This window comes from Dyadobacter alkalitolerans DSM 23607, assembly GCF_000428845.1.
Taxonomy (GTDB): Bacteria; Bacteroidota; Bacteroidia; order Cytophagales; family Spirosomataceae; genus Dyadobacter; species Dyadobacter alkalitolerans.
Window position 1 is genome coordinate 1 of sequence record NZ_AUAS01000028.1, and the last position, 25,347, is coordinate 25,347.

Below are 25,347 nucleotides of genomic sequence, written 5' to 3' on the forward strand. Positions count from 1 at the left end.
TGGATAGGCAAAAACAGCAAGCCGACGAGCTGCTAAAAAGTGAGGAAGGCATTGTCAAACGAAAGAAGCGGTGCTATGACGTAGAACCCGTCTTTGGCAACATTAAACATAACCACGGCTTCCGCAAGTTTATGCTCCGCGGCAAACAAAAGGTCGAAATAGAGTGGGGATTGATCGCACTAGCCCAGAATATCAGGAAAAGGGCGGCCTAGGAGGGCTGTTTACGCGCCTACCTGGCAAATCCAGTAAGCTAGCTTTTAACGGCGGATTTTGAATCTTAATTCTCAGTTACAAAAACCAGAAACGAAAGAGGGTGCCCCATTTTGAAATGAGACACCCTCATTTTTTATTATAATATTTCGTTCTGCTTAGAATTTTAGAGCAATGCCCGCTTTGGCAGGAATCATGTTAGTTCCACCTGCGAATTCAAGAAAAACCCCCATTGCTGGCTTAAAGTAGTAGCGTGCACCAGCAAAAACTCCAACAACGACTGCTGAATTTGTGTAATACTCATTCCCATCAATATTGAAACCCAAGGCAGGTCCTGCATACAGGTCAAGCTTGTCAATTGTCAAGAAGTGCTTTCCATAATGATAAGAACCTCTTGCTGCAATAGGAACTGCTACATAATTGCTTGATGGGCCAAGACGATATCCATAGTCATAAAATCTTATATCCGCCTGGGCACCAACACTAATAAACTCGTGGACTCCAACTTCGAATGATCCGCCAACAGCAAATCCGCCGCCGCCATAAAATCCGTAGCCACCGCCACCTATTCCTAAATTTAAGATCTTATCTCCTTTTTCATATTGAGCGAAAGCATTTTGCGAGGTTGTTCCCAAAGCTGTCACAATTAACAACATTAATAGAATCTTTTTCATCGTAATAGATTAGTTTTTGTGTAAAAAATAATGGCACAAATTAAAGCCTTTATTTCAATGCTTCAAAACTTGTGCCATCGTAGTTATTATTCGGGGCAGTCCCCAAAACAAAAGGGGTGAAGTCCAAACTCCACCCCTGTTTTATTACGTGTTCTTCCTCAATTTGTCCTTAAAAACCTTTTTGAATTTGTCCAGCTTAGGTGCGATTACAAACGCGCAATAACCCTGATCCGGATTGTTTGCAAAGTAATTTTGGTGGTAATCCTCAGCAATATAAAACTTCGAAGCTTTGGTAATCTCCGTTACGATTGGCTTTGAATAAGCGCCCGATTTGTCCAGCTCAACCTTCGCCTGCTCAGCCAGCTTCTTTTGCTCCTCATTGTGATAAAAAATAACCGAGCGATACTGTGTTCCAATATCATTTCCTTGTTTATTGAGGGATGTTGGGTCATGACTGCGGAAAAATGCCTCTAAAAGTTCCGCATAGGAGATTACTTTTGGATCATATACGACCTCCACACATTCTGCGTGGCCGGTTGTGCCTGTGCAAACCTCCTTGTAGCTAGGATTAGCGACAGTTCCGCCTGCATAGCCTGAAACAACTTTCTTAACGCCGTCCAAAGATTCTAAAACAGCCTCAGTACACCAAAAACATCCGGTTCCGAAAGTGGCGATTTCGGTGTTTGCCATATCAACATTATTTTCGTCCAATGCTGCCAAAGACGCTTCGCTACTCATCTGCTTTTTTTGTTTTTTATCCGACTGTGCGCATGATATCACCACCATGCAACACAAAAACAGGAACGTGAAAATTGGGATCGTAGTCCTCATGTTGTTGAATTGTATTATTGCTATTTGGTAAACGAATCGCGTTCCAAGAAAGTTTATCCGGCGGATTCGCACATTATTTACGAAATTTGAATCCAAAAAGATCGGCTGTTTGCCCGGGGCAGAGTGCTGCTGCGGCCTGCCCGCACCGTGATTACTACATAACCATGACTTATCTTCATTTTAAGGCACTGCATATCATTTTCGTGGTCTCCTGGTTTGCCGGATTGTTTTATATGCCCAGGCTGTTTGTTTACCACACCGAGGCCCGGGACAAAACAGAAGCCGAGCGGCACGTTCTTTTTGCGCAATTTAGCAAGATGGAAAAGTTGCTCTGGAATGCCATTATGACGCCTGCTTGCTGGCTAACCATCATTTTCGGGTCCATAATGCTATACATTACACCCTCCTGGCTGGATCAGGACTGGATGCAGCTGAAATTGGTTTTTGTGGCGGGTTTGCTGGCTTATCATTTTTATACGCGGAAGATCCTGCTGGAACTGCGTCGCGGAATATTCCGGTTTTCGTCATTTCAGCTGCGGCTTTTCAATGAGATTGCGACCATCTTTCTTTTCTCCATTGTTTTCCTGGTGGTTTTGAAAAATACGGTCGATTGGCTCTGGGGCGTGCTGGGGCTGGTTATTTTTGCGGTTCTGATGATGACAGCCGTCCGGATCGTGAAGCGGATACGCGAGAAGTAACTGAATGAAACATTGCAATTATTTTTTTTCAAATAAATTAAATCATATTTATTTTATTCTATATTTGCCAATGACAATGTCGCATGAAATGTCGCATGACTTGTCAAACCGAGATATGAAAAACTATTTGAATACTATTTGGTGGTGGCGTGCACGTCTTAACAAGATGGACGAGTAGCTATTGCTTTGGTATAAATAAAAATATACTTTACAAACGGCTCGCTGTTCATCTGACAGCGAGCCGTTTTTTTTGTGCCATTTTCAAAAAATTTAAGATTAAAGAAATGTCAAATCCTACCTTTCAGATCACGACCCGTCACAAAAAATTATTGGCGGACACATTAACACCGGTTTCTATTTATTTAAAATTAAGAGATCGTTTCGTCAACACCATTTTGCTGGAAAGCTCTGACTATCACGGCAATGAAAACTCATTTACTTACATCTGCTGCGATCCGGTTGCTTCTTTCAAACTGAATCAAAATGTGGTTACGCAGCAATTTCCGGACGGGCAGCAGCAAAATATCACGCTGAAAAATCCGAGAGATGCCGTGCAGACATTATATGCATTTGCGCAAAGTTTCAAATCGGAAAAAAGCGGTTTTCCATTTATTTCCAATGGACTTTTCGGACATATGACTTACGATGCAGTGAGTTATTTTGAAGACATTACGATTCAGCCAGCGAGTCCGGAAACAGAGATAGACCAGATATTTTACCAGGTTTACCGCTATGTGATCGCCATTAACCATTTCAAAAATGAGCTTTACATTTTTGAACATCAATATGGCGACGGCGAGCAGGAAAGCGGCATTGAGCAGATTGAAATTTTGATCAAAAACCGCAATTTTCCTAAATACGGCTTCCAGATTGCTTCCGAAGAAACCTCTAATGTGACAGACGATGAAATGCGTGGCGTAATCCAGAAGGGAATCGATCATTGCCTACGCGGCGACGTGTTCCAGATCGTGCCTTCCCGCCGTTTCAGCCGCGATTTCCAGGGCGATGAATTCAATGTTTACCGCGCTTTACGCTCTATTAATCCTTCGCCTTATTTATTTTATTTCGATTACGGCAGTTACAAGATCTTCGGTTCTTCTCCTGAGAAACAGATTTTTATCAAAAACGGACAAGCTGAAATTCATCCGATAGCAGGCACATTCCGCAGAACGGGCGATGATCAGGCGGATGCCGAGGCGGCGCAGGCATTATTGAATGACCCTAAGGAAACTGCGGAGCACGTAATGCTTGTTGATCTGGCAAGAAACGACCTCAGCAGAAGCTGCGATGCGGTGAAAGTAACTAATTATAAAGAAGTCCAGTATTATTCGCACGTAATCCATTTGGTTTCCAAAGTCGTAGGAAAGATGAATGAGGGCGTAAATCCTTTGCAGCTAGTGGCGGACACATTCCCCGCGGGAACGCTCTCGGGCGCGCCCAAGCACAATGCGATGAAGCTCATCGACCAGATGGAAACGAGCAACCGGAGCATTTACGGCGGCGCGATCGGGTTTATGGATTTCAATGGGGATTTCAACCACGCCATTGCGATCAGGACGTTCCTTAGCAAGAATAACACACTGTTTTTCAGGGCTGGGATGGGCGTTGTGGCGAAGTCGAATGTGGAGAGCGAATTGCAGGAGATTAACAGCAAGCTGGCCGCTTTGAGAAAGGCGATTGACTTTGCAGGAGAAATTTAAATCATTGGTAAATCCTCAAATACAGGAAATAATGAAAATCTTAGTACTTGATAATTACGACTCTTTCACTTACAATCTCGTTTACATTCTCCGCGAGCTGAACGACCAGGTGGACATTGTCCGCAATGATAAAATCGCACTGGAAGAGGTTGGGAATTACGACAAAATCCTCCTTTCCCCAGGCCCGGGCATTCCCTCGGAAGCGGGCATAATGCACGAGCTGATCCGCGAATATGGACCTAGCAAGAGCATTCTGGGCATTTGTCTGGGACACCAGGGCATCGGTGAAGTTTATGGCGCCACGCTCGAAAACATGACCGACGTGCTGCACGGCATCAGTGATACAGCCATTGTAACAGATCCTTCGGAACGCATTTTCCAGGGACTTCCGCAAGAGATCAAAGTCGGCCGTTATCACTCCTGGACTGTCATTCCGGAAACATTTACGGAAGATCTGACGATCACGGCGCTGGACGAAAAGGGCCGGGTTATGGGACTTTCGCACAAGAAATATGATGTAAAAGGCCTGCAATTTCACCCCGAATCGGTGCTGACGGAGCACGGCAAAGAAATGTTGGAAAACTGGTTGAAGATTTAGGAAACAAATTCAATTTCTTAACAGTAAAAACATTCTTTCATTACGCTTAGCAATATCATGAAGCAGATTCTTAGCCATCTTTTTGAATATAAGGTTTTAAGTAAAGAGTTATCCAAAGACGTCCTCATTGGCATTAGCACAGGCAAATATTCCAATTCCGAAATCGCCTCCTTCCTGACCATTTATGCCATGCGGAGCATTACGGTGGAGGAGCTCGAAGGCTTCCGCGACGCCATGCTGGAATTATGCCTGGCCGTTGATCTTTCGGCTTACGATCCTATCGACGTTTGCGGAACGGGCGGGGACGGAAAGGACACATTCAACATTTCAACATTATCCTGTTTTGTGGTCGCAGGCGCGGGCCAGCATGTGGCCAAGCATGGGAACCACGGCGTTTCTTCGCTTTGCGGCTCGTCCACGGTGCTGGAATATCTGGGCGCCAAGTTTACGAATGATAAGGATGTGCTCGAACGCAAGATCAATGAGGCGGGCGTTTGCTTCCTGCATGCACCGCTTTTCCATCCGTCGATGAAGAATGTAGCGCCGATCCGGCGGGAGCTGGGCGTGAAAACTTTCTTCAATATGCTGGGCCCGATGGTGAACCCGGTTTCCCCCAGAAAACAGCTTGTAGGCGTGTTTAGTCTTGAATTAGCGCGGCTTTTTGCTTATCTTTACCAACAGACTGATAAGCAATTTCTGGTTCTTCACGCATTAGACGGTTACGACGAAGTGTCATTGACAGGTGCTTTTAAAATGATCACCGCTCAAACGGAACAAGTTCTGAATCCCTCGCATCTGGGGTTACAAACCTTGCGCGCAGAGGACCTTTCGGGAGGAAAAACAGTCGAGGAATCCGCCAAAATTTTCATGGATGTATTGAACGATACAGCTACGTTTTCCCAAAAACAGGCTGTGCTGGCAAATGCTGCATTGGCACTGCATTGCGCAAATCCTGCGTTGACATTGCCGGATGCGGTGGAAACGGCGCGGGAATCCCTGGAAAGCAAAAAGGCGCTCAGAAGTTTTAAAAAATTGATAGAAGACTAATTTCAGATGAACATACTAGATAAAATTGTTGCTCGTAAAAGAGAAGAAGTCATTGACGCTAAGCAAAATAAGTCTGTTTCCGACCTGGAAAAAGAGGATTTGTTTGCACGCAAAACGGTTTCCCTCTCGGCGGCATTACGGAATGCTTCATCTCCCAAAATTATAGCGGAGTTTAAACGAAAATCGCCTTCCAAAGGAGTCATTAATGATCGGGTTGCTCCGGAAATTGTGACCTTTGACTACGTGAATGCAGGCGCGGTCGCGCTGTCTGTGTTAACGGATATTGACTTCTTTGGAGGCTCTTTTACCGATTTCCTCAGCGCACGTCGTGCCAACCACACTATTCCGATGCTTCGGAAGGATTTCGTAATCGACGAATATCAGCTTTACGAAGCAAAAGCGATCGGCGCGGATGTGATCTTGCTCATCGCCGCCTGCCTTACCCCGGCTGAAGTGGTTTCGTTAAGTAAGAAAGCGCATGAATTGGGGCTGGAAGTTTTGTTGGAGGTGCATAATGCTGAGGAACTGGCCGCAACGCTGGGTGAAGATATTGATATAGTGGGGGTTAACAATAGAAATCTTAAAACTTTTGAAACCTCCATTGAAACTTCGATCGCGCTAAGTGAACAGATTCCCGATTCTTTTGTTAAAATATCAGAAAGCGGCCTGAAAGATGCTGCGACTATTTTGAAATTATATGGTCACGGCTACAAGGGTTTCTTAATTGGTGAAACATTTATGAAGACTGTAAATCCCGGAACCGCACTGGCGGATTTGCAAAATGACTTAACTCAACATAGCAATTTAAATCCTTTGGTTCTATGAAAATAAAAGTTTGCGGACTGCGCCAGCAAGACAACATTGAAAAAGTGGTGGCATTACAGCCTAACTTCATCGGGTTTATTTTTTATGAAAAATCACCCCGTTTTGTCGGCGAAGAGTTGGATGAAGAATTTATCAAAAGCATTCCCAATAATATCAAGAAAGTAGGCGTGTTTGTAAACGCCAGCCCGGGCCATATCCTGGCAATGGTTAAGAAATACGACCTGCAATACGCACAGCTTCACGGCAACGAAATGCCCGACATTTGTCGCAGCATTCGTCAGAAAGGGGTTAATGTGATCAAAGCATTCAGCATTGATGCGTCTTTTAACTTTGCGATGCTGAACAATTACAAGTCGTTCTGTGACCTGTTTTTGTTTGATACCAAAGGCGATAACCCAGGCGGTAACGGTGTGCCGTTTGACTGGAAAATTTTGAAAAAATACGATAATGAAAAGCCTTTTCTCCTCAGCGGGGGCATTGGGCTGGACAACATTGAAGACATTATAGAGTTATCCAAAACGCTTCCTATCTACGGAATTGATGTTAACAGTCAGTTTGAAACGGAGCCAGGCGTGAAGGACATTGCCAAGTTGGAAGAACTGTTCAGTTTAGTTCGTGTAAAAGAGAAAGAAGAGGCGGAAGCTTAGAAACTATGGAAGCAATAGCAGAAAAGAAGTCATATCAAGTGGACGGCCGCGGTTACTACGGCAGTTTTGGAGGTGCATTCATTCCCGAAATGCTGTATCCAAACGTGGAAGAACTGCGTGAAAATTATCTCAGCATCATTGCAGAGCCTTCTTTTCAAAAAGAATATAATGATCTCCTGCGCAATTACGTGGGACGTCCTACGCCGCTTTACCGGGCCAACAGGCTTTCGGAAAAATATAAAACCAACATCTTCCTTAAACGAGAAGATCTTTGCCACACAGGCGCTCATAAGGTGAACAACACCATCGGGCAGATCCTGATGGCGAAGCGATTGGGTAAAAAACGCGTGGTTGCCGAAACCGGTGCAGGCCAGCACGGTGTTGCTACGGCGACTGTATGCGCGCTGATGGACATTGAATGTATTGTGTACATGGGCGAGCTGGACATTGAGCGTCAGGCGCCTAATGTGGCGCGCATGAAGATGCTCGGCGCCGAAGTAAGGCCCGCAACCTGCGGATCACGCACATTGAAAGATGCTACGAACGAGGCGATGCGCCATTGGATTAATAACCCTGTGGACACGCATTACATCATTGGCTCTGTGGTGGGCCCGCATCCTTATCCGGATATGGTGGCGCGTTTTCAGGCCATTATTTCGGAGGAGATGAGATGGCAGTTGAAAGAGCAAACCGGCAAGGAAACACCTGATTATGTGGTGGCTTGCGTGGGCGGCGGGAGCAATGCTGCGGGTGCTTTTTATCACTTCCTGGACGATGAAAGTGTGAAACTGGTGGCGGTGGAAGCTGCTGGTAAAGGACTTACTTCGGGACATTCTGCGGCGACGACGGCTTTGGGAAAACCAGGCGTTTTGCACGGAAGCCGCACGATACTCATGCAAACTGAAGATGGACAGGTTGTGGAGCCATTCTCGATTTCAGCCGGTCTGGATTATCCGGGGATTGGTCCTCAGCATGCTTATTTGTATGACAGCGGAAGAGGGATTTTCATGTCGGCAACAGATGAAGAAGCCGTGCAGGCAGCATTTGAACTGACTCGTTTTGAGGGTATTATCCCGGCTTTGGAATCTTCACATGCCTTGGCAATTCTGGGTCAGCTAGGCGCTTCTGAGAACGAGAATGTGATCCTGAACCTTTCCGGTCGCGGCGATAAGGACATGGCGACTTACATGAAATACATCGATTAATTTACTCATAAACACATTACAATGGCAACACTGACCTTACCCGAGGTTTTTGATCTGAGGCTCAAAATTCAGGAGCTGGAAGGAAAAGTAAACTCCGGCGAGCTTTCGCTTTTCGAAAGGTGCGACCTGGAAGACGAGATTCTCGAACTCAAAGAAAAGCTTGGTGAGTTTGACAGACTGAAATTCAGCGATGAGGGCGAATGCCTGAATTGCTCCGCATAGTAACAATCAATTCCTTACAGTTCAACCTTTTATCCAACTATGAATTTCAAATTACTATTGATGGCCGGGATGCTTCTTTTCGGCGCTATGGCTTCTGCTTCACCTCAAAACCCACCGAAAAAAATGCTCCGTCACGTCGTTTTATTCAAATTCAAAGATTCAGCGACGCCTGCGCAGGTGAAAGAAGTGGAAGATGCTTTCAGAGCATTGCCTTCAAAGATCAAGGAGATCAAAAGTCTGGAATGGGGCACGAATAACAGCCCGGAAGGATTGGCGCAAGGCTTCACGCACGCATTTTTCGTAACATTCGAGAATGAAGCTGCCCGCGAAGTATATCTGCCTCATCCTGACCACAAAGCATTTGGAAAAGTCCTTGGGCCGTATTTGGACAAGGTTTTGGTGATCGACTACTGGACACAGGAATGAACCGCATAACAAACCTTTTTAGCGGCGCCCAAAGCGGCGGCGGATTGCTGAATGTATATTTCACGGCCGGCTTCCCCGAACGCAATGACACCATGCGCGTTTTACGGGCCTTGCAGGACGGCGGCGCCGATCTTGTGGAGATCGGAATGCCTTATTCTGACCCCGTTGCGGATGGCGAGACCATTCAAAAAAGCAATGACCGGGCACTGGAAAACGGCATGACGGTGAAGATGCTCTTCGAACAATTGCAGGATATGCGCGAGACGATTTCGCTACCTGTGTTGCTGATGGGCTATGTGAACCCGGTTTTGCAGTTTGGCATTGAAGAATTTTGTAAAAAATGCGCAGAGGTGGGCGTAGACGGCTTAATCTTGCCCGATATGCCTATGGATGTGTATTTGAATGAATACAAAGCCATTTTCGACGCTTACGGCATTCTGAATATCTTTTTGGTAACCCCGCAAACATCCGAAAAACGCATTCGCCAGATTGACGAAGTGAGCGAAGGCTTCATTTACACCGTTTCCTCCGCCAGCGTTACAGGCTCGAAATCGGGTGTAAGCGAGGATATGGAGTCGTATTTTGAGCGCCTGAATGCGATGCAGCTGCGTAACCCGCGCCTGATCGGATTTGGGATCAAAGACCATGAGACATTCAAAAAAGCTTCGGATTATGCGGCTGGTGCTATCATTGGAAGCGCATTCATCCGTGTTTTGCAGGAGAGCAATGACTTGGAACAGGACATTAAATCCTTTGTAAGAAGCGTAAAAAATTACCCGGAAACGATCGAAGCATAGTTTCAGACGGCCTATATCGACATTGTTGCCTCAGGCACCACTTTTGTACAAACAACTCATATCGGGTTGTTTGTTTTTTTTTAAAGGTGTGGATATGGGATCTCGAAACATTATTATCGTTTTTTTACTGCTTTGTTCCTCGCCGCTGTTTGCCCAGTTTAAGCTGGATGTCGAAAGTGGTGTTGTGTTCGGAACAAATTATAACAAGGTCCGCATTCCAAATGTGGGCGGCACAGAGGTGAACCTGGCGGAGGATCTGAGCATTGATCCAAAGATTTTTTACAGGATCAGAGGCACTTACACTTTTGGTAAGCGGCATAATATCAGCGCATTATATGCGCCATTGTCTGTGAAATACAATGGTGCTTTCGGAAGAGACGTTAATTTCAATGGCCTGACTTACCGAAGCGGCCAGCCTTTGCAGGTTTTTTACAAATTCAACTCTTACCGGCTTACTTATCGCTACGACATTGTCGCTAAAACAAGATGGCGTGTGGGAGTGGGACTTACCGCGAAGATCCGGGATGCTGATGTGCGCTTCAAAAACGAATCACATGACACCCATTTCGACAATATTGGCTTTGTCCCGCTGGTGAACTTTTATGCATCTTACAAGCCTTCTTACCGCTGGTCTGTAATCCTGGAAGGAGATGCATTGGCGGCCAAGCAGGGTAGGGCAGAGGATGTTTTTGCAGGTTTGGCTTACCAGATCAATCCGAAATTCGGCATTAAGGCAGGTTATCGGGTCGTGGAAGGCGGTGCAGACACAGATGAAGTTTACAATTTCAACTGGATCAACTATGCTTCGGTCGGCGTTTTGCTGACGCTTTAAAATTCACCATCGCAGAATGCACTAAAATGCCTGAGGAAAATTCATTTTAAACGATGGAATTCCATATAATTCGCTATATTAGTTTGTTTTATGCGTAGCAAAGCGGATCGTAATTTTTGATTCCGGCATACGTTATAAATTTCCAAACAGATATAACGCGACTCATATATGGCTGCATTTACGCCGGCAATGGAAGGCCTTTTGCTCCGCATCCAGGAATACCGTCAGAAATACTATCAAAATCAGCTTCTTAAGGGCATTATTTTCTCAGCCGGGCTGCTGCTGACGGTTTTTCTTTTCTTTAATACAATCGAATATTTCGGGCGTTTCAGCTCAGGGGTCCGGGGAATGTTGTTCTTCGGATTTTTGGCTGTGCTCGTTTTTTCATTTTTCCAATGGGTCATCCAGCCCATTATCCACCTTTCGGGGCTCAAAAAGCCTATTTCGGATGAGCAGGCTGCATTACAAATCGGTGAATATTTTCCAGAAATCGGTGATAAGCTGGTTAATACATTGCAATTAAGGGGCCTAACAGGCACGCAGTCGGACCTGATCGAGGCGAGTATCCGGCAAAAATCGGGGCAGCTGCTGATTGTTAAGTTTTCTGATGCCATCCGTTTTAATGAAAATAAAAAGCGCATTAAATATGCGATTTATCCGCTTGCAGCCATTGCGGCAATCTTGCTTTTTAACCCCTCATTTTTCACTTCCAGCTCTGAGCGAATCATTCATTTTCAGAAGAATTACACTTACGCGCCGTTTTCATTTATTTTGGAAGACAAAAATCTGAAAGCATATAGAAATGAGGATTTTACACTAAAACTGAAACTAAAAGGCGAAGCATTGCCCACAGCTGCTTACCTGGTTCAGAACGGCTCTCGGTTTAAGCTCAATAATGATGGCAACCAGACTTATTCGTACACATTCAAAAACCTGCAAAGAGACGTCAAATTCTCTTTCGACGCGGCGGGATTTACTTCCGAGGAATATCGCGTTAATGTTGCCGAGCGGCCCTCTTTGCTTTCTTTTGACGTAAACCTGCGTTATCCGGCTTATCTGAACAAGCCAGCAGAAGGACTGAATAATGTCGGCAATCTCTCCGTGCCGGAGGGAACGACGGTTGAGTGGAATTTCAACACTTCCTCGACCAAATCGCTGGCGATCAAATTTGAGGATGATTCTGCATTATATAGGGCGAAAGGGAGTGATGGGGAGCATTTTGAAATCAAAAAGACGGTGAAACGCTCTTCGCAGTATCAGGTGAATCTGCAAAATGATGAGACGACGAATTTGGATAAAATCGGTTATTTCATCAATGTGGTTCCGGACAAATTTCCGGTTATGAACCTCGAAAATTTCCAGGATACAACGCTTTATAATTATCTGGTGCTAGGTGGCTCGATCAGCGATGATTATGGCTTCTCGCAGCTAAAAATGTTCTATTCTGTGAAAAGAGCGGATCAGAAAGAGGCGTCGCCGGCCAAAGGCATTCCCGTGCCCTTTAACAAAACAGTGAATACGCAGAGCTTTTACTTTCAATGGTATGTAGACAGCCTCAAACTTGCTCCCGGCGATAAGATCGAGTATTATGCCCAGGTGTGGGACAATGATGGCGTGAACGGTCCAAAAAGCGCCAAATCAAGGGCAATTCAGTTTACAGTTCCTTCCAAAGATCAGCTGGAAGCGGAAATTAAAAAATCAGAGAAAGAGACGGAGGATCAAATGCAGTCGGCCATGAAAAAGGCGCAGAGTTTGCAAAAAGATTTGAATAACCTCGATAACAAGCTGAAAAGCAACAAAGAACTCGATTTTAAAGAGCAAAAGCAGATTGAGGAAGTGCTTAAAAAGCGCGAGGAACTGATGAAAGAGTTGCAGGCTTTGCAGGAAAAAAATCAGAATGCGAATGAAAAATCGAAGCAGTTCAACCAGCAAAGCCCGGAACTTCAAAGCAAGCTCGACCAGCTGCAAAAGCTCATGAACGAGCTCATGGATAAAGACACGGAAAAGCTTTACCAGGAATTAAAAAAATTGCTGGAACAAAAACAAAGCGACCGCATGTCGAGCATGATGGAAAAGCTCAAAAACAAGGAGAATAACCTTGAAAAAGAGCTCGAACGGACGATGAAGCTTTTCAAGCAAATGCAGTTGGAACAAAAAATGGAAAATCTGGTCGAAAAGCTGGATGATCTGGCCAATAAGGAGGACCAGCTAGCGGATAAAAGCCAGGAAAATGACAAGAATAAAAATGCAGACGATAAAAAAGGCAAGAACGAGGAACTGAAAAAGGAGCAGGAGAAGATCCAGGAAGAGTTTGAAAAGGCGAAGGAAGATTCCAAGGAAGTCGAGAAAATGAGTGAAGATCTGGAGCAACCGGTGGACACGCAGAAAGAGGAGCAAAAGAATGCTTCTGAGCAAATGGAAGAGGGTAAGAAGCAACTTGACAAGCAGCAAAACGGAAAAGCCTCAGAATCGCAGAAAAAGGCTGCTAAATCAATGAAACAAATGTCGCAGTCGATGGAGGAATCCATGGAGGCGGCTGAAATGGAGCAGATGCAGGAGAATCTGGACGCATTGCGCGACATTTTAGAAAATCTGATCACATTATCCTTCGATCAGGAGACATTGATGAAAGATTTCCGCGGCGTGAGCTTGCAGGACCCCCGGTTTATCAAACTGGGGCAGCAGCAACTGAAACTGAAAGATGATGCAAAAATCGTTGAGGACAGTCTTTATGCGCTTGCGAACCGCGTGATCCAGATCCAGTCGTTCATTACGCGTGAGCTCAATGATATGAAGTCTTACATGGACGAGAGCGTAAAGAGCATCAAGGACCGCCAGATCAATCAGGCGACTGCGAAGCAGCAATTCGCGATGACGTCGATGAATAACCTTGCCCTAATGCTAAGCGATGTCTTTAACCAGATGCAGCAGCAAATGGCCATGGCGATGCCGGGAAGCGGCAAGGGCAAAAAAGGAAAGCAGAAAGGTGAGCAAAAAGGCATGGGTGAAATGCAGGAAAAGCTCAACGGTGAAATGAAAAAGCTTGGAGAAGGGAAGGAGGGGCAAGGAAATAATTCCGAGAAGCTGGCCAGAATGGCGGCTGAGCAGGCGATGATCCGCAAGATGATTCAGGACCTGATGGAGTCGCAGAAAGGCACGGAGGTGGGCAAACAAATGAGCAAGGAGTTACAGGAGATCGCCGAGAAAATGGACGAGACCGAAACGGACCTGGTGAACAAACGCATTACACCGGAGCTTATTAAGCGCAACCAGGAAATCACGACGCGCTTGCTCGAATCTGAAAAGGCGATGAAAGAGCAGGACGAAGACGAGCAGCGCAAAGCCCAAACTGCGAAACAATTGCCAAGACAACCACCTGCGGCATTTGAAAAGTACATCCGGGAGAAGGAGAAGCAAACCGAATTGCTGAGAACCATCCCACCTACATTCTCGCCATTCTACAAGCGGGAAGTGGATACTTACTTCCGCAAGTATCAGGCTAAGAACTGATTATAAAGGCATTTTGTTGTGAACATTCTGATGACCGCGTTTTAACACTTTTTAAGCAAGTTGTTAGAGGCGTGGTCACCGGCTAAACTGATCTTAACCGGATAGTTTAGTATGTTTGTAATATTTTATCGCCTGGTATGCTTAATTTCTTCACCGAAAACGTCGATTTCGACCTGTTACGCCCGTTAAAAACAAAAAAATGGATCAAAAACACCTCAATATCAGAGGGTTATGAGATAGCTGATTTGAACTATATTTTTTGTAACGACGATTATCTCCTGGAAATCAATAAACAATATCTTGATCACGACTATTTTACGGACATTATTACGTTTGACAATAGTGAGGAAGAGAATGTGATCGAGGGAGATATTTATATCAGCGTCGATCGGGTTCGAGAAAATGCAGCGACGTTTCACGCCGATTTTGAAACAGAAATGCGCCGCGTTCTAATACACGGATTGCTGCATTTAATGGGTTACGATGATACGGACGAAAAGCTGAAAGCGGCCATGCGGGCCAAAGAAGATCAGTATCTTCTGCTCTTCTAGTTAACATTTCCACGTGGAACACTTTAATTAAAGTGGTTTAATAAGTAAAAGAATTATGTTTCAAGAATATGATGTGATCGTGGTAGGAGCAGGCCATGCCGGTTGTGAAGCAGCTGCGGCTGCGGCAACGATGGGCTCCTCTGTTTTGCTGATCACAATGAATATGCATACCATTGCCCAAATGTCATGCAACCCTGCAATGGGTGGCGTAGCGAAAGGGCAGATCGTTCGGGAGATCGACGCGCTTGGCGGACAGTCGGGGATCATTAGCGATAAGACCATGATCCAATTCCGGATGCTGAATTTGTCAAAAGGCCCTGCCATGTGGAGCCCAAGATGCCAGAGCGATCGGGCGATGTTTGCGACGGAATGGCGGAGTGTTTTGGAACAAAATCCGAATGTTGACTTCTGGCAGGACACTGCGAAAGAAATCATCATTAAGGATGGAAAGGCTTGCGGCGTGAAAACCAGTCTGGGCATTGAAATTCATTCCAAATCTGTGGTGCTTACCAACGGCACATTCCTGAACGGACTCATTCACATTGGTGAGAAAAACTTCGGCGGGGGCCGGACCGGCGAAAAAGCAGCAACCGGCATTACTGAGCAACTGGTAACATTGGGCTTTGAAGCGGGACGCATGAAAACCGGAACGCCTCCACGGGTAGACGGACGCTCGCTCGACTATTCCAAAATGGAAGAGCAACCCGGAGACGAAAATCCATCTAAGTTTTCTTACTCGGACACCAAGCCGCTTGCCAAGCAACGCAGCTGCTGGATTACTTACACCAATTCCGAAGTGCATGAAATTCTCAGAACGGGTTTTGAAAAATCGCCAATGTTCTCGGGAAGGATTAAGGGGATTGGCCCGCGTTACTGTCCTTCTGTTGAAGACAAGATCAACCGCTTTGCCGATAAAGATCGTCACCAGATTTTCGTAGAGCCGGAAGGGTGGGACACGGTGGAGGTTTACGTGAATGGCTTCTCGACCTCTCTGCCCGAAGACGTGCAGTATGCAGCGCTCCGGAAAATTCCGGGCTTTGAGAATGCTAAAATGTTCCGTCCCGGTTACGCGATCGAATACGATTATTTCCCGCCGACCCAATTGAAATCGACATTAGAAACACATTTGATCCAGAATCTTTTCTTCGCCGGCCAGATCAACGGGACGACGGGTTATGAAGAAGCAGCTTGTCAGGGACTAATGGCGGGCATCAATGCGCACCAAAATGTGCACGAGCTCGAACCATTCGTACTAAAAAGATCGGAAGCATACATTGGTGTATTGATTGATGACTTGATCAACAAAGGGACGGAAGAACCTTACCGGATGTTTACGTCACGTGCTGAGTATCGCACATTGCTGCGTCAGGATAATGCGGATATTCGGCTTACGGAAAAAGGTTATAAGCTTGGTTTAGCCAGTCAGGACCGGCTCGATAATGTGGCTAAGAAAAAAGCCGAAGTCGCTGAAATTATTGCCGCATTCTCTGGTACAAAACTGACGCCGGAAGAAATCAATCCAACGCTCGCTGCCATCGGCACCGCGCCGTTGCGTGAAAAAATCTCCCTAGCGCAGCTTTTGAAAAGACCACAAATTTCGATTGATCAGTTGACGGAAGCCAGTCCTGTTGTGGAGACTATGCTCGAAAAATTTGGAAAAGATTCCATTCATCAGGCAGAAATAAATCTCAAATATGACAGCTATATCGAGAAGGAAATGTTGCTGGTCGAGAAAATGAACCGCCTGGAAGATTTAAGCATCATTGATAATTTCAACTATGATGTTGTCACTTCGCTGTCATTTGAGGGTCGCGAAAAATTGAAAAGGACGCGTCCTTCCACCATAGGACAAGCTTCCAGGATTAGCGGCGTGAGCCCTTCCGACATTTCAGTATTAATGCTATTCATAGGACGATAATGCCATTAGAAACGCTTCAGAATTGCCCCGTATGTGACAAGTCCAGCTTCAATAATTATTTGAATGTGGAAGATTACACTGTGTCCCATAAGGAATTTACAATCCAGCAATGCAACAATTGTTATTTCCTGTTTACCAATCCGAGGCCTTCGGAAGCAGAAATCGGCGCCTATTATCAATCCGACGATTACATTTCGCACCACGATGAAAACAAAACGAATCTGATTTCGCAGGCTTATACAGCCGTAAGAAACCGCACGATCAAGCAAAAAGTGGAGCTGATCAATAGCCTTTCCGGATCGAAAGGAAGCATATTGGATGTGGGTTGCGGGACGGGTGTTTTTCTAACCGCGGCCTCGAAGGACGGCTGGAAAATTTCAGGAACCGAGCCGGATCCTGGTGCAAGAACATTGGCACAGAAGCGGGCTGGGGCTTCAATCTTTGAATCCATTTACGCCGATGAACTCAATTCTGAAACATTCGATGTCATTACAATGTGGCACGTTTTGGAACACGTTCATTTGCTGAATGAAACGATTGACTGGCTGTACAAGCATTTAAAGCCGAGCGGCAAGATCCTGATCGCCGTACCCAATCCGCAATCATTTGACGCTGCAAAATACGGTCGTTTTTGGGCTGCTTATGACGTTCCGAGGCATTTGTATCATTTCACCAAAGGCACGATGAAAACGCTCCTTCAAAAGCATAATTTGGAGGTCAAAAGCATTCTGCCAATGTGGTTTGATTCGTTTTATGTTGGAATGTTGAGCTCGAAATACAGTGGTGGAAGCATTAACTATTTTGATAGCGTGAAAACGGGACTTTTGTCCAATTTGAAAGGGCGGGCGAAAGACAAAGACCATCTCAATACATCGAGCCTTATATACATTGTTTCAAAAAAATAATCAGTAATCCTGACAAAATCCGAATGGGCCCTCAATACGCGTTATCTGTATTGCGGGCCTTTTAACTTTACAAAATCAATGATCAGAACCATTGCCATTGCCATCATATGCCTCATCATTTTTGGTCGCTGTGCCCAGCAGGTTTCGCCAACGGGTGGAAAAAAAGATTCCATCCCGCCTACGCTACTGGAAAGCAATCCGCCGAACAAGACGCTGAATTTTAAAGGAAAAAAAATTGAGGTTTTTTTCGATGAATATGTAGTCGTAGACAACATTAATCAGAAATTGATCATTACACCCGAAGCAGATAATCCGTATTCGTACAAGCAGAATGGCATGTCTGTTTCATTGAGTTTTAAAAATGAATTCAAAGACAGCACGACCTATACATTGAATTTTGGGGACGCAATACGGGATTTTGCAGAAAAAAATCCGGCAAAAAACTTGAAACTCGTATTCAGCACAGGCAATACGCTTGATTCCGGACGTGTTTACGGGACATTGAAAGATATAAAGACCAACAAGCCGATTTTTGATGCCCTGGTTGGTCTCTATAACCTCAGCGACACGCTTAACATCGCCAAACAAAAACCTTATTACTTCTCCCGCACAGACAGCAGCGGCGTCTTTTCCATTGAGAATATTCAGACGAGAGATTACAAACTGATCGCGATCGACGACAAAAACCGCAACATGCTTTACAACGCAAAAGACGAGCGCATGGGGTTTTTGAGCAAACCGGTAACGGCCGGATCGGATTCTGCTTCCTATCACATCAATATGTTCCTCTCTGATAACACTGTGCTCAAAATCCAGCGGACCATTCCCCGTGTTAATAATTATGCAGTTGTTTTCAGTAAGTCAATTGAAAAAGTGGATGTGAAATTCATGAACAATGACACTTTGCCCTACATGCTCGAAAATGGAGCAGCGATAAAGTTTTTCAATGTGCAGCCGCATCCGGATTCTACATTAGTAAAGCTAACCGTTACAGACTCACTCGGAACAGTAACTGATTTTGAACAAAAGATCGCATTTCAAGCACAGAGAGGGAAGGAGCGGCAGCGGGATCCATTAAATATGACGACAAAACCGGACGGGAATAAGGCGCTTATCAATACATTTACTTACACCCTTAATCTCAATAAGCCCATCCAGTTCCTGGATGATAAGAACATTACACTTATTACGGACAGTCTCACGCACGAGCCGCTCAGCGCATTCAAATATCGCTGGGATCCGACGCGTACTACATTAACCATCGACGCAAAATCATTTGCAAAAGACACCATCAAGTGGGACTTCCCAAAGGGCAGTATGCTGAGTGTTGAAGGCGATACATTGCCCAAAACGCTTATTAAGCATCCGGTTTTGAAGGAAGAAAATTATGGGCAGATTAGAGGGGCCATCGTCAATGCAGACACGGCCATGCGCTACATTATTGAGCTCGTCGACGAGCAATATAAACTGATAGAAACGCAATACACTACGCCATACACCTTCATTAATATCCCGCAGGGCAAATACTACATTCGGGTGACACTGGATGCCAACCGTAACAGGCGCTGGGACACAGGAGAGCTCGATAAGGACAAGCAGCCCGAAACCATCTACTATCTCCCCGATAAAATTCTTTTGAAGGCTAATTTTGAATTAAATGACATCAATGCCACGCTTCCAAAGTGAAATTTTCTCAATTTCTTATGCACTAAGTGTGGATAACTATGTGAATAACCCGTAAATTTTGTTGGTAAACGGGTTGAAATTGTTAACAATTGTGTGGATAAGCGTTAATAACTGTGGATAAAAAATCGATTCGCCTGCTTGTGTGGGTAAATGTAATCTAAAATGAAGTTAACACCGCGTTGATACACTTTAGTTAATGTGGATAAGACAAAACCCTCCGACCGCTACGTTACCAACACTGAAGTGTGAACAGATAATTTCATAACTTGTAATTCAGCAAGTTAAATGTTGGTAATTCTAAAAGCTTAAGTGGATAAACTCCTTTAGTTATTCACAATCTGTGGATAACTATGTTAATCTACAGTGGATAAACTAATTATCCCCTTATCCACAGACATAGTAAGTGATAATAACTAAAGAAAAATTTTTTTTATCTATTATGAAAAAGGTTTCGAGTTGGGTATTGATGGGATTACTTCTTTCCGGGGCGGCCGCGGTGGGGCAGTCGGAGAAGGAGATGGCCGAGGAGTATTTTAAGAATAATGATTGTCCGAAAGCGCTTACATACTACGCAAGCTTTTTGAAAACAACATTTGAAAAGAATGCGCTGAAGAACTTCACGAACTGCATCATAAAGACCAAGACATGGGGCGACGGCGAGCAATTTTTCAAGAAACAGATCAAAAGCGATGCGCCTAATGCGAGCTGGTATCAGTTATACTGGAGCGTCATGCTGGAAGGCCAGGGGAAGGCCCAGGAAGCTGCAAAAAGAGTTGAGCAGAGCATTGCTGCATCCGGCACCAGGATTGAGCTTAAACGCGATTTGTCGGAAGAGTTCAGGGCTATGAATAAACCTGAATATGCGAAGCAAATATTGATAGAAGCCAGGGAAGTTGCGAAGCGAACTGACATTTTTCAGCTGGAATTAGCCAGTGTTTACCGCGATCTCAACGCGCCGGAACAAATGATCGATGAGCTGTTGTCTTACGGCATGCGTTACCAGAATATAGAGGTTGTCCAAAACATGCTGCAGGACTTTACGAAAGATGAAAAGGAGCAGGCATTATTGGAAAAAGTGCTATATGATAAGATCCAGAAATTCCCTGCCGAAGGTTTTTACAATGAATTACTCATCTGGTATCAGATCCAGAAGAAGGATTTTTACAAAGCATTCATACAAGAGCGCTCGCTTGATAAACGCTTTAAACATAATGGGTCAAGGCTATACAACCTAGGCATGCTGGCTCTTCAGAATGTTGATTATAATAATGCCGGCACCATCTTCGACCATTTGGTAAAGGAATATCCCAAAGGTCAACTTTATCCGGTTGCCCGCAGAATGGCCATTTTTGCGCGCGAGGAGCAGGTGAAAAATACTTATCCAATCAAGCGCAGCGAGGTGCAAAAGCTCCTTGGACAGTATCAGCAATTGGTGGATGAACTCGGGGTGAATGTGCGGACCGTGGAAGCACTCCGGAACATGGCGATCCTGAATGCCTTTTATATGGATGATTTCAAAAAGGCAATTGAAATACTGAACACCGCTATCGATGCAGGTAAAACAGAGAAAAACTTTGTAGACAAATGCAAGCTTGACCTCGGCGATATTTACCTTTTGCAAGGCGAACCCTGGGAAGCGACATTGGTGTACTCACAAGTTGAGAAATCGCAGAAGGATGACTTGTTGGGTTATGAAGCGAAGTTGAGAAATGCGAAGCTGCATTATTATAAAGGTGAGTTTGAGCTGGCCAAGGCTGTGCTGGACATTTTGAAAAAAGCAACTTCCCGGGAAATTGCGAATGATGCCAACGAACTGTCGCTGCTCATTATGGACAATACCGGACTGGATAGCACGGAAGCGGCAATGAAGCAATACTCGTCTGTGGAGCTGCTGTTGTTCCAAAATAAAAAGTACGAAGCGCTGGACACATTGAAACAGCTTTATACCAAATATCAAAATCATAGCCTGGCAGACGAGATCCTTTGGCTTACCTCGGAAACATACATGAAGCTCGACAGCAACCAGCAGGCGATGGAAAACCTAAAAGTGCTGACGACGAAATATGGCCATGACATTTATGGTGACGATGCGTTGTTTGCATCCGCAAAACTTTATCAGGAAAAATTAAAAGACAAGGATCTTGCCATGAAGCTCTATCAGGAATTGATGGAAAAATATCCGGGAAGCATTTTCGTCGCCGAGTCAAGAAAACGTTTCCGACTTTTAAGGGGAGATGTGATAAATTAAAAAATACTTGTGCAAAACTAAAAGAGGCGGAATCTTGATGATTTCTGCCTCTTTTGGTTTCAGTATATGCGGACTCAGATGCGATTGAATGCCTATATCTAAACCTCGCGCGGTTGATTTAACGCTATTTTTAACTTAATGTGCTCATTAATAAGTTTTTGAAGTCTAAAAACGATACTTCCATTTTCGTAGCCACTTTTTCAATGGATAGCAATAATTCGAGCCTTTCCGGAATTTCAATCGATTTTTCCAAAGTTTCTTCCACCAGGTCGATAAATTTGGCCGGATGAGCTGTTGAAAGAAAAACGCCGGTAAAATCTGAAGTGTTCAGCTTGTGATATTCCTGAAGACCCTTGTAAGCAACCGCGGTGTGCGGACAGATGACATATTCTGATTTTTCAAAAACTTCACGCATCGCAGTTTTAGTCTGCTCGTCGTCAAAATAAAATCCGGTAATTTTTTCAGTTACCAATGTCCAGTCATCTTCAAAAAATCTTTGCAGTCTTACAAAATTGCTGGGGTTACCGACGTCCATGGCATTGGACACTGTTTCGATGGAAGGTCTCGGTTCGTAAGCTCCGCTCTCCAGATAACGCGGCACGGCATTGTTAAGATTAGTGGCTGCAATGAAATGTTCGACCGGCAAGCCCATTTTGTAAGCCAGCAGCCCGGCACTCAAGTTTCCAACGTTTCCGCTTGGCACAGAGAAAACGACAGGCTTACCCAGCTTTTTCAACTGTGCATAAGCCGAGAAATAATAAAAGGACTGGGGGATAAGGCGCGCGATGTTGATGGAATTGGCAGATGCTAGATTAAATTTCGCATTCAGCTCAGGATCCAGGAAAGCTTCTTTGACCAATTTTTGACAATCATCAAATGTGCCATCGATTTCAATTGCCGTTACATTATGGCCTAATGTAGTAAGCTGTTTTTCCTGAATGTCGCTCACTTTACCGCTCGGATAAAGAATTGTAACGGAAATGCCCGGAATTTTATAAAAACCCTGAGCAACCGCACCGCCTGTGTCTCCCGAAGTAGCAACCAGAATGTTTATTTGCTTTTTGGAGCGTAGCAGATAATGGGACATGATAGCGGCCATAAACCGTGCTCCGAAGTCTTTAAATGCCATAGAAGGCCCGTGAAAAAGCTCTAAAACGTAGTCCTGCTCATTGATCTGCAGAACCGGCGCGTCGAAATCATAAGCTTTATGAATGATGGTTTCAATTTCGCTTCTTGTAATTTCGTCTCCGAATAGCGTATGCGTTATCTCGATGGCGATCTCATTGAATGTTGTATTTTCAATGTTTGCGATGAAATCAGGCGAAAGCTGTGGGATAGATTCCGGCATGTATAGCCCGTTATCGGCAGGCAGGCTGTTGAAGATGGCTTCTTCCGCCGAGGCCTTTATACTGGCTGTTTTTGTACTATAGAATATCATTTCAGTAACTATTGTGCAAACTTTAGAATTCAAATTTAAGTAAAAAGCGGGCAGGAATGTTCTACAAATTTTTTATGACTTTGAAATTGATCAGTGAATTTGTCGGGCAAAGGCTGTGTTTTATAAATTGATCCGTAATAATTAACGAACTATAAATATGTCTATAGGTATTTTTAATGTTCCCGCAGTGCGGAATGAGCCTGTAAAAAATTACGCACCGGGCAGCCCTGAAAGGGAACTGTTGACAAAAGCCCTGGAAGAAGCGAGAGCAAAAACCATTGATATTCCGCAATACATAGGCAACCAGGAGATATACTCTCAAAATAAGCGCCCCATATCGCCACCGCACGATCATCAGCATTTGCTGGGCCATTTTCACGAAGGAACCGCAGAGGATGTTAAGCTTGCCATTGACGCCGCACTTGAAGCCAGGAAGAGTTGGGCTGTGCTTAACTGGGAACAGCGTGCAGCTATTTTCTTAAAAGCGGCGGATCTGATAGCTGGTCCTTATCGTGCAGAGATCAATGCAGCCACCATGTTAGGGCAGTCCAAAAATGCCTATCAGGCGGAGATTGATTCAGCCTGTGAAATCATTGACTTCCTGCGGCTTAATGTCAACTTTATGCGGGACATCTACAGCCAGCAACCCATATCGTCTGATGGCGTTTGGAACCGGATGGAATATCGTCCTTTGGAAGGATTTGTATTTGCAATCACACCTTTCAACTTTACGGCGATTGCTGGAAACCTGCCTGCGGCACCTGCATTAATGGGTAATGTTGTGATCTGGAAGCCAGCATTTACACAGGTTTATTCGGCCAATGTAATCATGAAAGTGTTCAAAGAAGCAGGTTTGCCAGATGGCGTGATTAATATGGTGCTTGCGGACGGCCCAGTCGCTGGGGATATTATATTCAAAAATCCGGATTTCGCTGGAATTCACTTCACAGGAAGCACGAAAGTATTCCAGACTATATGGAAGACAATAGGTGAAAATATCGCTTCTTATAAGACGTTTCCAAGGATTGTTGGAGAAACCGGTGGTAAGGACTTTGTCCTGGCCCACAAGTCAGCCGATCCGAAGGCACTGGCGACAGGTCTGATCAGAGGTGCATTTGAATATCAAGGACAGAAATGTTCAGCTGCTTCCCGCGCTTACATTCCCTCTAATTTGTGGGAGGAAGTCAAAAAACTAATGCTTGCTGATTTGCAGGAGATTAAAATGGGAGGGGTTGAGGATTTTTCCAATTTCGTAAATGCCGTTATAGATGAACGGGCTTTTGATAAAATCACCGGATATATAGCAAGGGCCAAAGAAGACAATGACGTCGAAGTTGTCGCAGGCGGCAACTTTGACAAGAGCAAGGGGTATTTTGTTCAGCCAACTATTATAAGGGCTCACAAAACGGATTATGTAACGGTTTGCGAGGAAATCTTTGGCCCAGTCCTTACTGTATATGTATATGATGAAAATGAGTTCGAAAAAATCATCCCGATCATCGACAGCACTTCACCCTATGCATTAACCGGTGCCATCTTCGCAACTGACAGATATGCTATTCAGTATGCTTCTGAGCATTTGGTCAATGCCGCAGGAAACTTCTATATCAATGATAAGCCAACTGGCGCTGTTGTAGGACAGCAACCATTTGGTGGGGCGAGAGCTTCCGGCACAAATGATAAGGCTGGATCTGTTTTAAACCTGCTTCGTTGGGTCTCACCTCGGGCAATAAAAGAAACACTAGTTTCCCCACTTGATTACAAATATCCCTTCTTAGGAGGTCTATAATTGTATAATTTTGTTGATTTGTTTAAAGGGTCGAAGAACTTTCAGTTTTTTGAAGTTTTTTTTTGAAGTGATATTGCAACCCTAAAATCTTTTTCTACCTTTGCAATCCCAATCGCAAACGGCGAAAGAGAAAAGAAGAAAAGAAAGCGCGATTGGCCCTGTTCTTTGACATGATGAGATAAACCAAAAGAGTAAGAAATACTCGTTTAAGAAGATTCGGTCCTCTTCTTCGGAAGAGAGATCACAACAAAATTTACAATGGAGAGTTTGATCCTGGCTCAGGATGAACGCTAGCGGCAGGCTTAATACATGCAAGGCGAGGGGGCAGCAATGTCACCGTCGTACGGGTGCGTAACGCGTATGCAACCTACCTTCAACTGGGGGATAGCCCGGGGAAACCCGGATTAATACCGCATAACACATTTATATCACCTGATATTTATTGTTAAAGATTTATTGGTTGAAGATGGGCATGCGTTCGATTAGCTAGTTGGTGCAGGTAACGGCTCACCAAGGCGACGATCGATAGGGGAGCTGAGAGGTTGATCCCCCACACGGGCACTGAGATACGGGCCCGACTCCTACGGGAG

At 44.8% G+C, this 25,347-nt stretch carries 22 protein-coding genes and 1 rRNA gene; 20 read left to right on the top strand and 3 right to left on the bottom strand.

Going from position 1 to position 25,347, the window contains the following annotated elements; all coding sequences use genetic code 11:
• A partial coding sequence (locus G395_RS30580; RefSeq protein ID WP_026628752.1) for a transposase occupies positions 1–212 on the top strand: 212 nt, incomplete at its 5' end.
• Between the two features lie 156 nt (positions 213–368).
• On the opposite strand, the gene G395_RS0125965 is transcribed toward G395_RS30580, so the two are convergent.
• Together G395_RS0125965 and msrA are read right to left on the bottom strand one after the other, a co-directional pair.
• Complete coding sequence (locus tag G395_RS0125965) at positions 369–884, bottom strand: hypothetical protein (RefSeq protein ID WP_026632694.1); 516 nt, start codon at positions 882–884, stop codon at positions 369–371.
• Positions 885–1,028: 144 nt separating this feature from the next.
• Positions 1,029–1,622: a peptide-methionine (S)-S-oxide reductase MsrA gene (gene msrA, locus G395_RS0125970; protein ID WP_229204298.1), complete on the bottom strand. Its 594-nt coding sequence runs from the start codon at positions 1,620–1,622 to the stop codon at positions 1,029–1,031.
• Positions 1,623–1,879: 257 nt separating this feature from the next.
• Between msrA and G395_RS0125975 the strand changes: the two genes are divergently transcribed.
• From G395_RS0125975 to G395_RS0126055, 17 genes are all read left to right on the top strand, one after another.
• Positions 1,880–2,413: a CopD family protein gene (locus tag G395_RS0125975; RefSeq protein ID WP_026632696.1), complete on the top strand. Its 534-nt coding sequence runs from the start codon at positions 1,880–1,882 to the stop codon at positions 2,411–2,413.
• A gap of 284 nt (positions 2,414–2,697) precedes the next feature.
• Positions 2,698–4,113: an anthranilate synthase component I family protein gene (locus tag G395_RS0125980; RefSeq protein WP_035362118.1), complete on the top strand. Its 1,416-nt coding sequence runs from the start codon at positions 2,698–2,700 to the stop codon at positions 4,111–4,113.
• A gap of 31 nt (positions 4,114–4,144) precedes the next feature.
• Complete coding sequence (locus G395_RS0125985) at positions 4,145–4,711, top strand: anthranilate synthase component II (RefSeq protein WP_026632698.1); 567 nt, start codon at positions 4,145–4,147, stop codon at positions 4,709–4,711.
• A 57-nt stretch (positions 4,712–4,768) separates the two neighbouring features.
• Positions 4,769–5,758, top strand: coding sequence for an anthranilate phosphoribosyltransferase (trpD, locus tag G395_RS0125990; RefSeq protein WP_026632699.1), 990 nt, complete (start codon positions 4,769–4,771; stop codon positions 5,756–5,758).
• A gap of 6 nt (positions 5,759–5,764) precedes the next feature.
• Positions 5,765–6,583: an indole-3-glycerol phosphate synthase TrpC gene (gene trpC, locus G395_RS0125995; protein ID WP_026632700.1), complete on the top strand. Its 819-nt coding sequence runs from the start codon at positions 5,765–5,767 to the stop codon at positions 6,581–6,583.
• The gene (locus G395_RS0126000; protein ID WP_026632701.1) at positions 6,580–7,230 is read left to right on the top strand and encodes a phosphoribosylanthranilate isomerase; all 651 of its coding nucleotides are present in this window, start codon (positions 6,580–6,582) and stop codon (positions 7,228–7,230) included. Before trpC ends, G395_RS0126000 begins: the two co-directional genes overlap by 4 nt.
• Positions 7,231–7,235: 5 nt before the next feature.
• Positions 7,236–8,435, top strand: a complete 1,200-nt coding sequence (trpB, locus tag G395_RS0126005; protein WP_026632702.1) for a tryptophan synthase subunit beta — start codon at positions 7,236–7,238, stop codon at positions 8,433–8,435.
• A gap of 21 nt (positions 8,436–8,456) precedes the next feature.
• Positions 8,457–8,657, top strand: coding sequence for a hypothetical protein (locus G395_RS0126010; RefSeq protein ID WP_026632703.1), 201 nt, complete (start codon positions 8,457–8,459; stop codon positions 8,655–8,657).
• A gap of 69 nt (positions 8,658–8,726) precedes the next feature.
• Positions 8,727–9,083, top strand: coding sequence for a Dabb family protein (locus G395_RS0126015; protein ID WP_026632704.1), 357 nt, complete (start codon positions 8,727–8,729; stop codon positions 9,081–9,083).
• Positions 9,080–9,880: a tryptophan synthase subunit alpha gene (gene trpA / locus G395_RS0126020; RefSeq protein WP_026632705.1), complete on the top strand. Its 801-nt coding sequence runs from the start codon at positions 9,080–9,082 to the stop codon at positions 9,878–9,880. Before G395_RS0126015 ends, trpA begins: the two co-directional genes overlap by 4 nt.
• 94 nt (positions 9,881–9,974) lie before the next feature.
• Positions 9,975–10,712: a porin family protein gene (locus tag G395_RS0126025; protein ID WP_035362124.1), complete on the top strand. Its 738-nt coding sequence runs from the start codon at positions 9,975–9,977 to the stop codon at positions 10,710–10,712.
• 189 nt (positions 10,713–10,901) lie between these two features.
• Positions 10,902–14,222 (top strand): coiled-coil domain-containing protein, encoded by a 3,321-nt coding sequence (locus tag G395_RS0126030; RefSeq protein WP_026632707.1) that lies wholly within the window; start codon positions 10,902–10,904, stop codon positions 14,220–14,222.
• 137 nt (positions 14,223–14,359) lie between these two features.
• Positions 14,360–14,773 carry an rRNA maturation RNase YbeY gene (gene ybeY / locus G395_RS0126035; RefSeq protein WP_026632708.1) on the top strand — a complete coding sequence of 138 codons (414 nt, stop codon included), beginning with the start codon at positions 14,360–14,362 and terminating at the stop codon, positions 14,771–14,773.
• Between the two features lie 55 nt (positions 14,774–14,828).
• Positions 14,829–16,691, top strand: a complete 1,863-nt coding sequence (gene mnmG, locus G395_RS0126040) for a tRNA uridine-5-carboxymethylaminomethyl(34) synthesis enzyme MnmG (protein WP_026632709.1) — start codon at positions 14,829–14,831, stop codon at positions 16,689–16,691.
• Between the two features lie 65 nt (positions 16,692–16,756).
• Positions 16,757–17,596, top strand: a complete 840-nt coding sequence (locus tag G395_RS0126045; protein WP_229204299.1) for a class I SAM-dependent methyltransferase — start codon at positions 16,757–16,759, stop codon at positions 17,594–17,596.
• 78 nt (positions 17,597–17,674) lie between these two features.
• The gene (locus tag G395_RS0126050; RefSeq protein WP_026632711.1) at positions 17,675–19,282 is read left to right on the top strand and encodes an Ig-like domain-containing domain; all 1,608 of its coding nucleotides are present in this window, start codon (positions 17,675–17,677) and stop codon (positions 19,280–19,282) included.
• A gap of 439 nt (positions 19,283–19,721) precedes the next feature.
• On the top strand, positions 19,722–21,530 hold the full coding sequence (locus G395_RS0126055; RefSeq protein ID WP_229204300.1) for a tetratricopeptide repeat protein: 1,809 nt from the start codon (positions 19,722–19,724) through the stop codon (positions 21,528–21,530).
• A 130-nt stretch (positions 21,531–21,660) separates the two neighbouring features.
• Here the strand turns inward: G395_RS0126055 and thrC are convergent, their stop codons facing one another.
• Positions 21,661–22,968 (bottom strand): threonine synthase, encoded by a 1,308-nt coding sequence (gene thrC, locus G395_RS0126060; protein WP_026632713.1) that lies wholly within the window; start codon positions 22,966–22,968, stop codon positions 21,661–21,663.
• Positions 22,969–23,125: 157 nt separating this feature from the next.
• Between thrC and pruA the strand changes: the two genes are divergently transcribed.
• Together pruA and G395_RS0126070 are read left to right on the top strand one after the other, a co-directional pair.
• Positions 23,126–24,757 (top strand): L-glutamate gamma-semialdehyde dehydrogenase, encoded by a 1,632-nt coding sequence (gene pruA, locus G395_RS0126065; protein ID WP_026632714.1) that lies wholly within the window; start codon positions 23,126–23,128, stop codon positions 24,755–24,757.
• Between the two features lie 255 nt (positions 24,758–25,012).
• Positions 25,013–25,347 (top strand): 16S ribosomal RNA (locus tag G395_RS0126070); the annotation flags it as partial.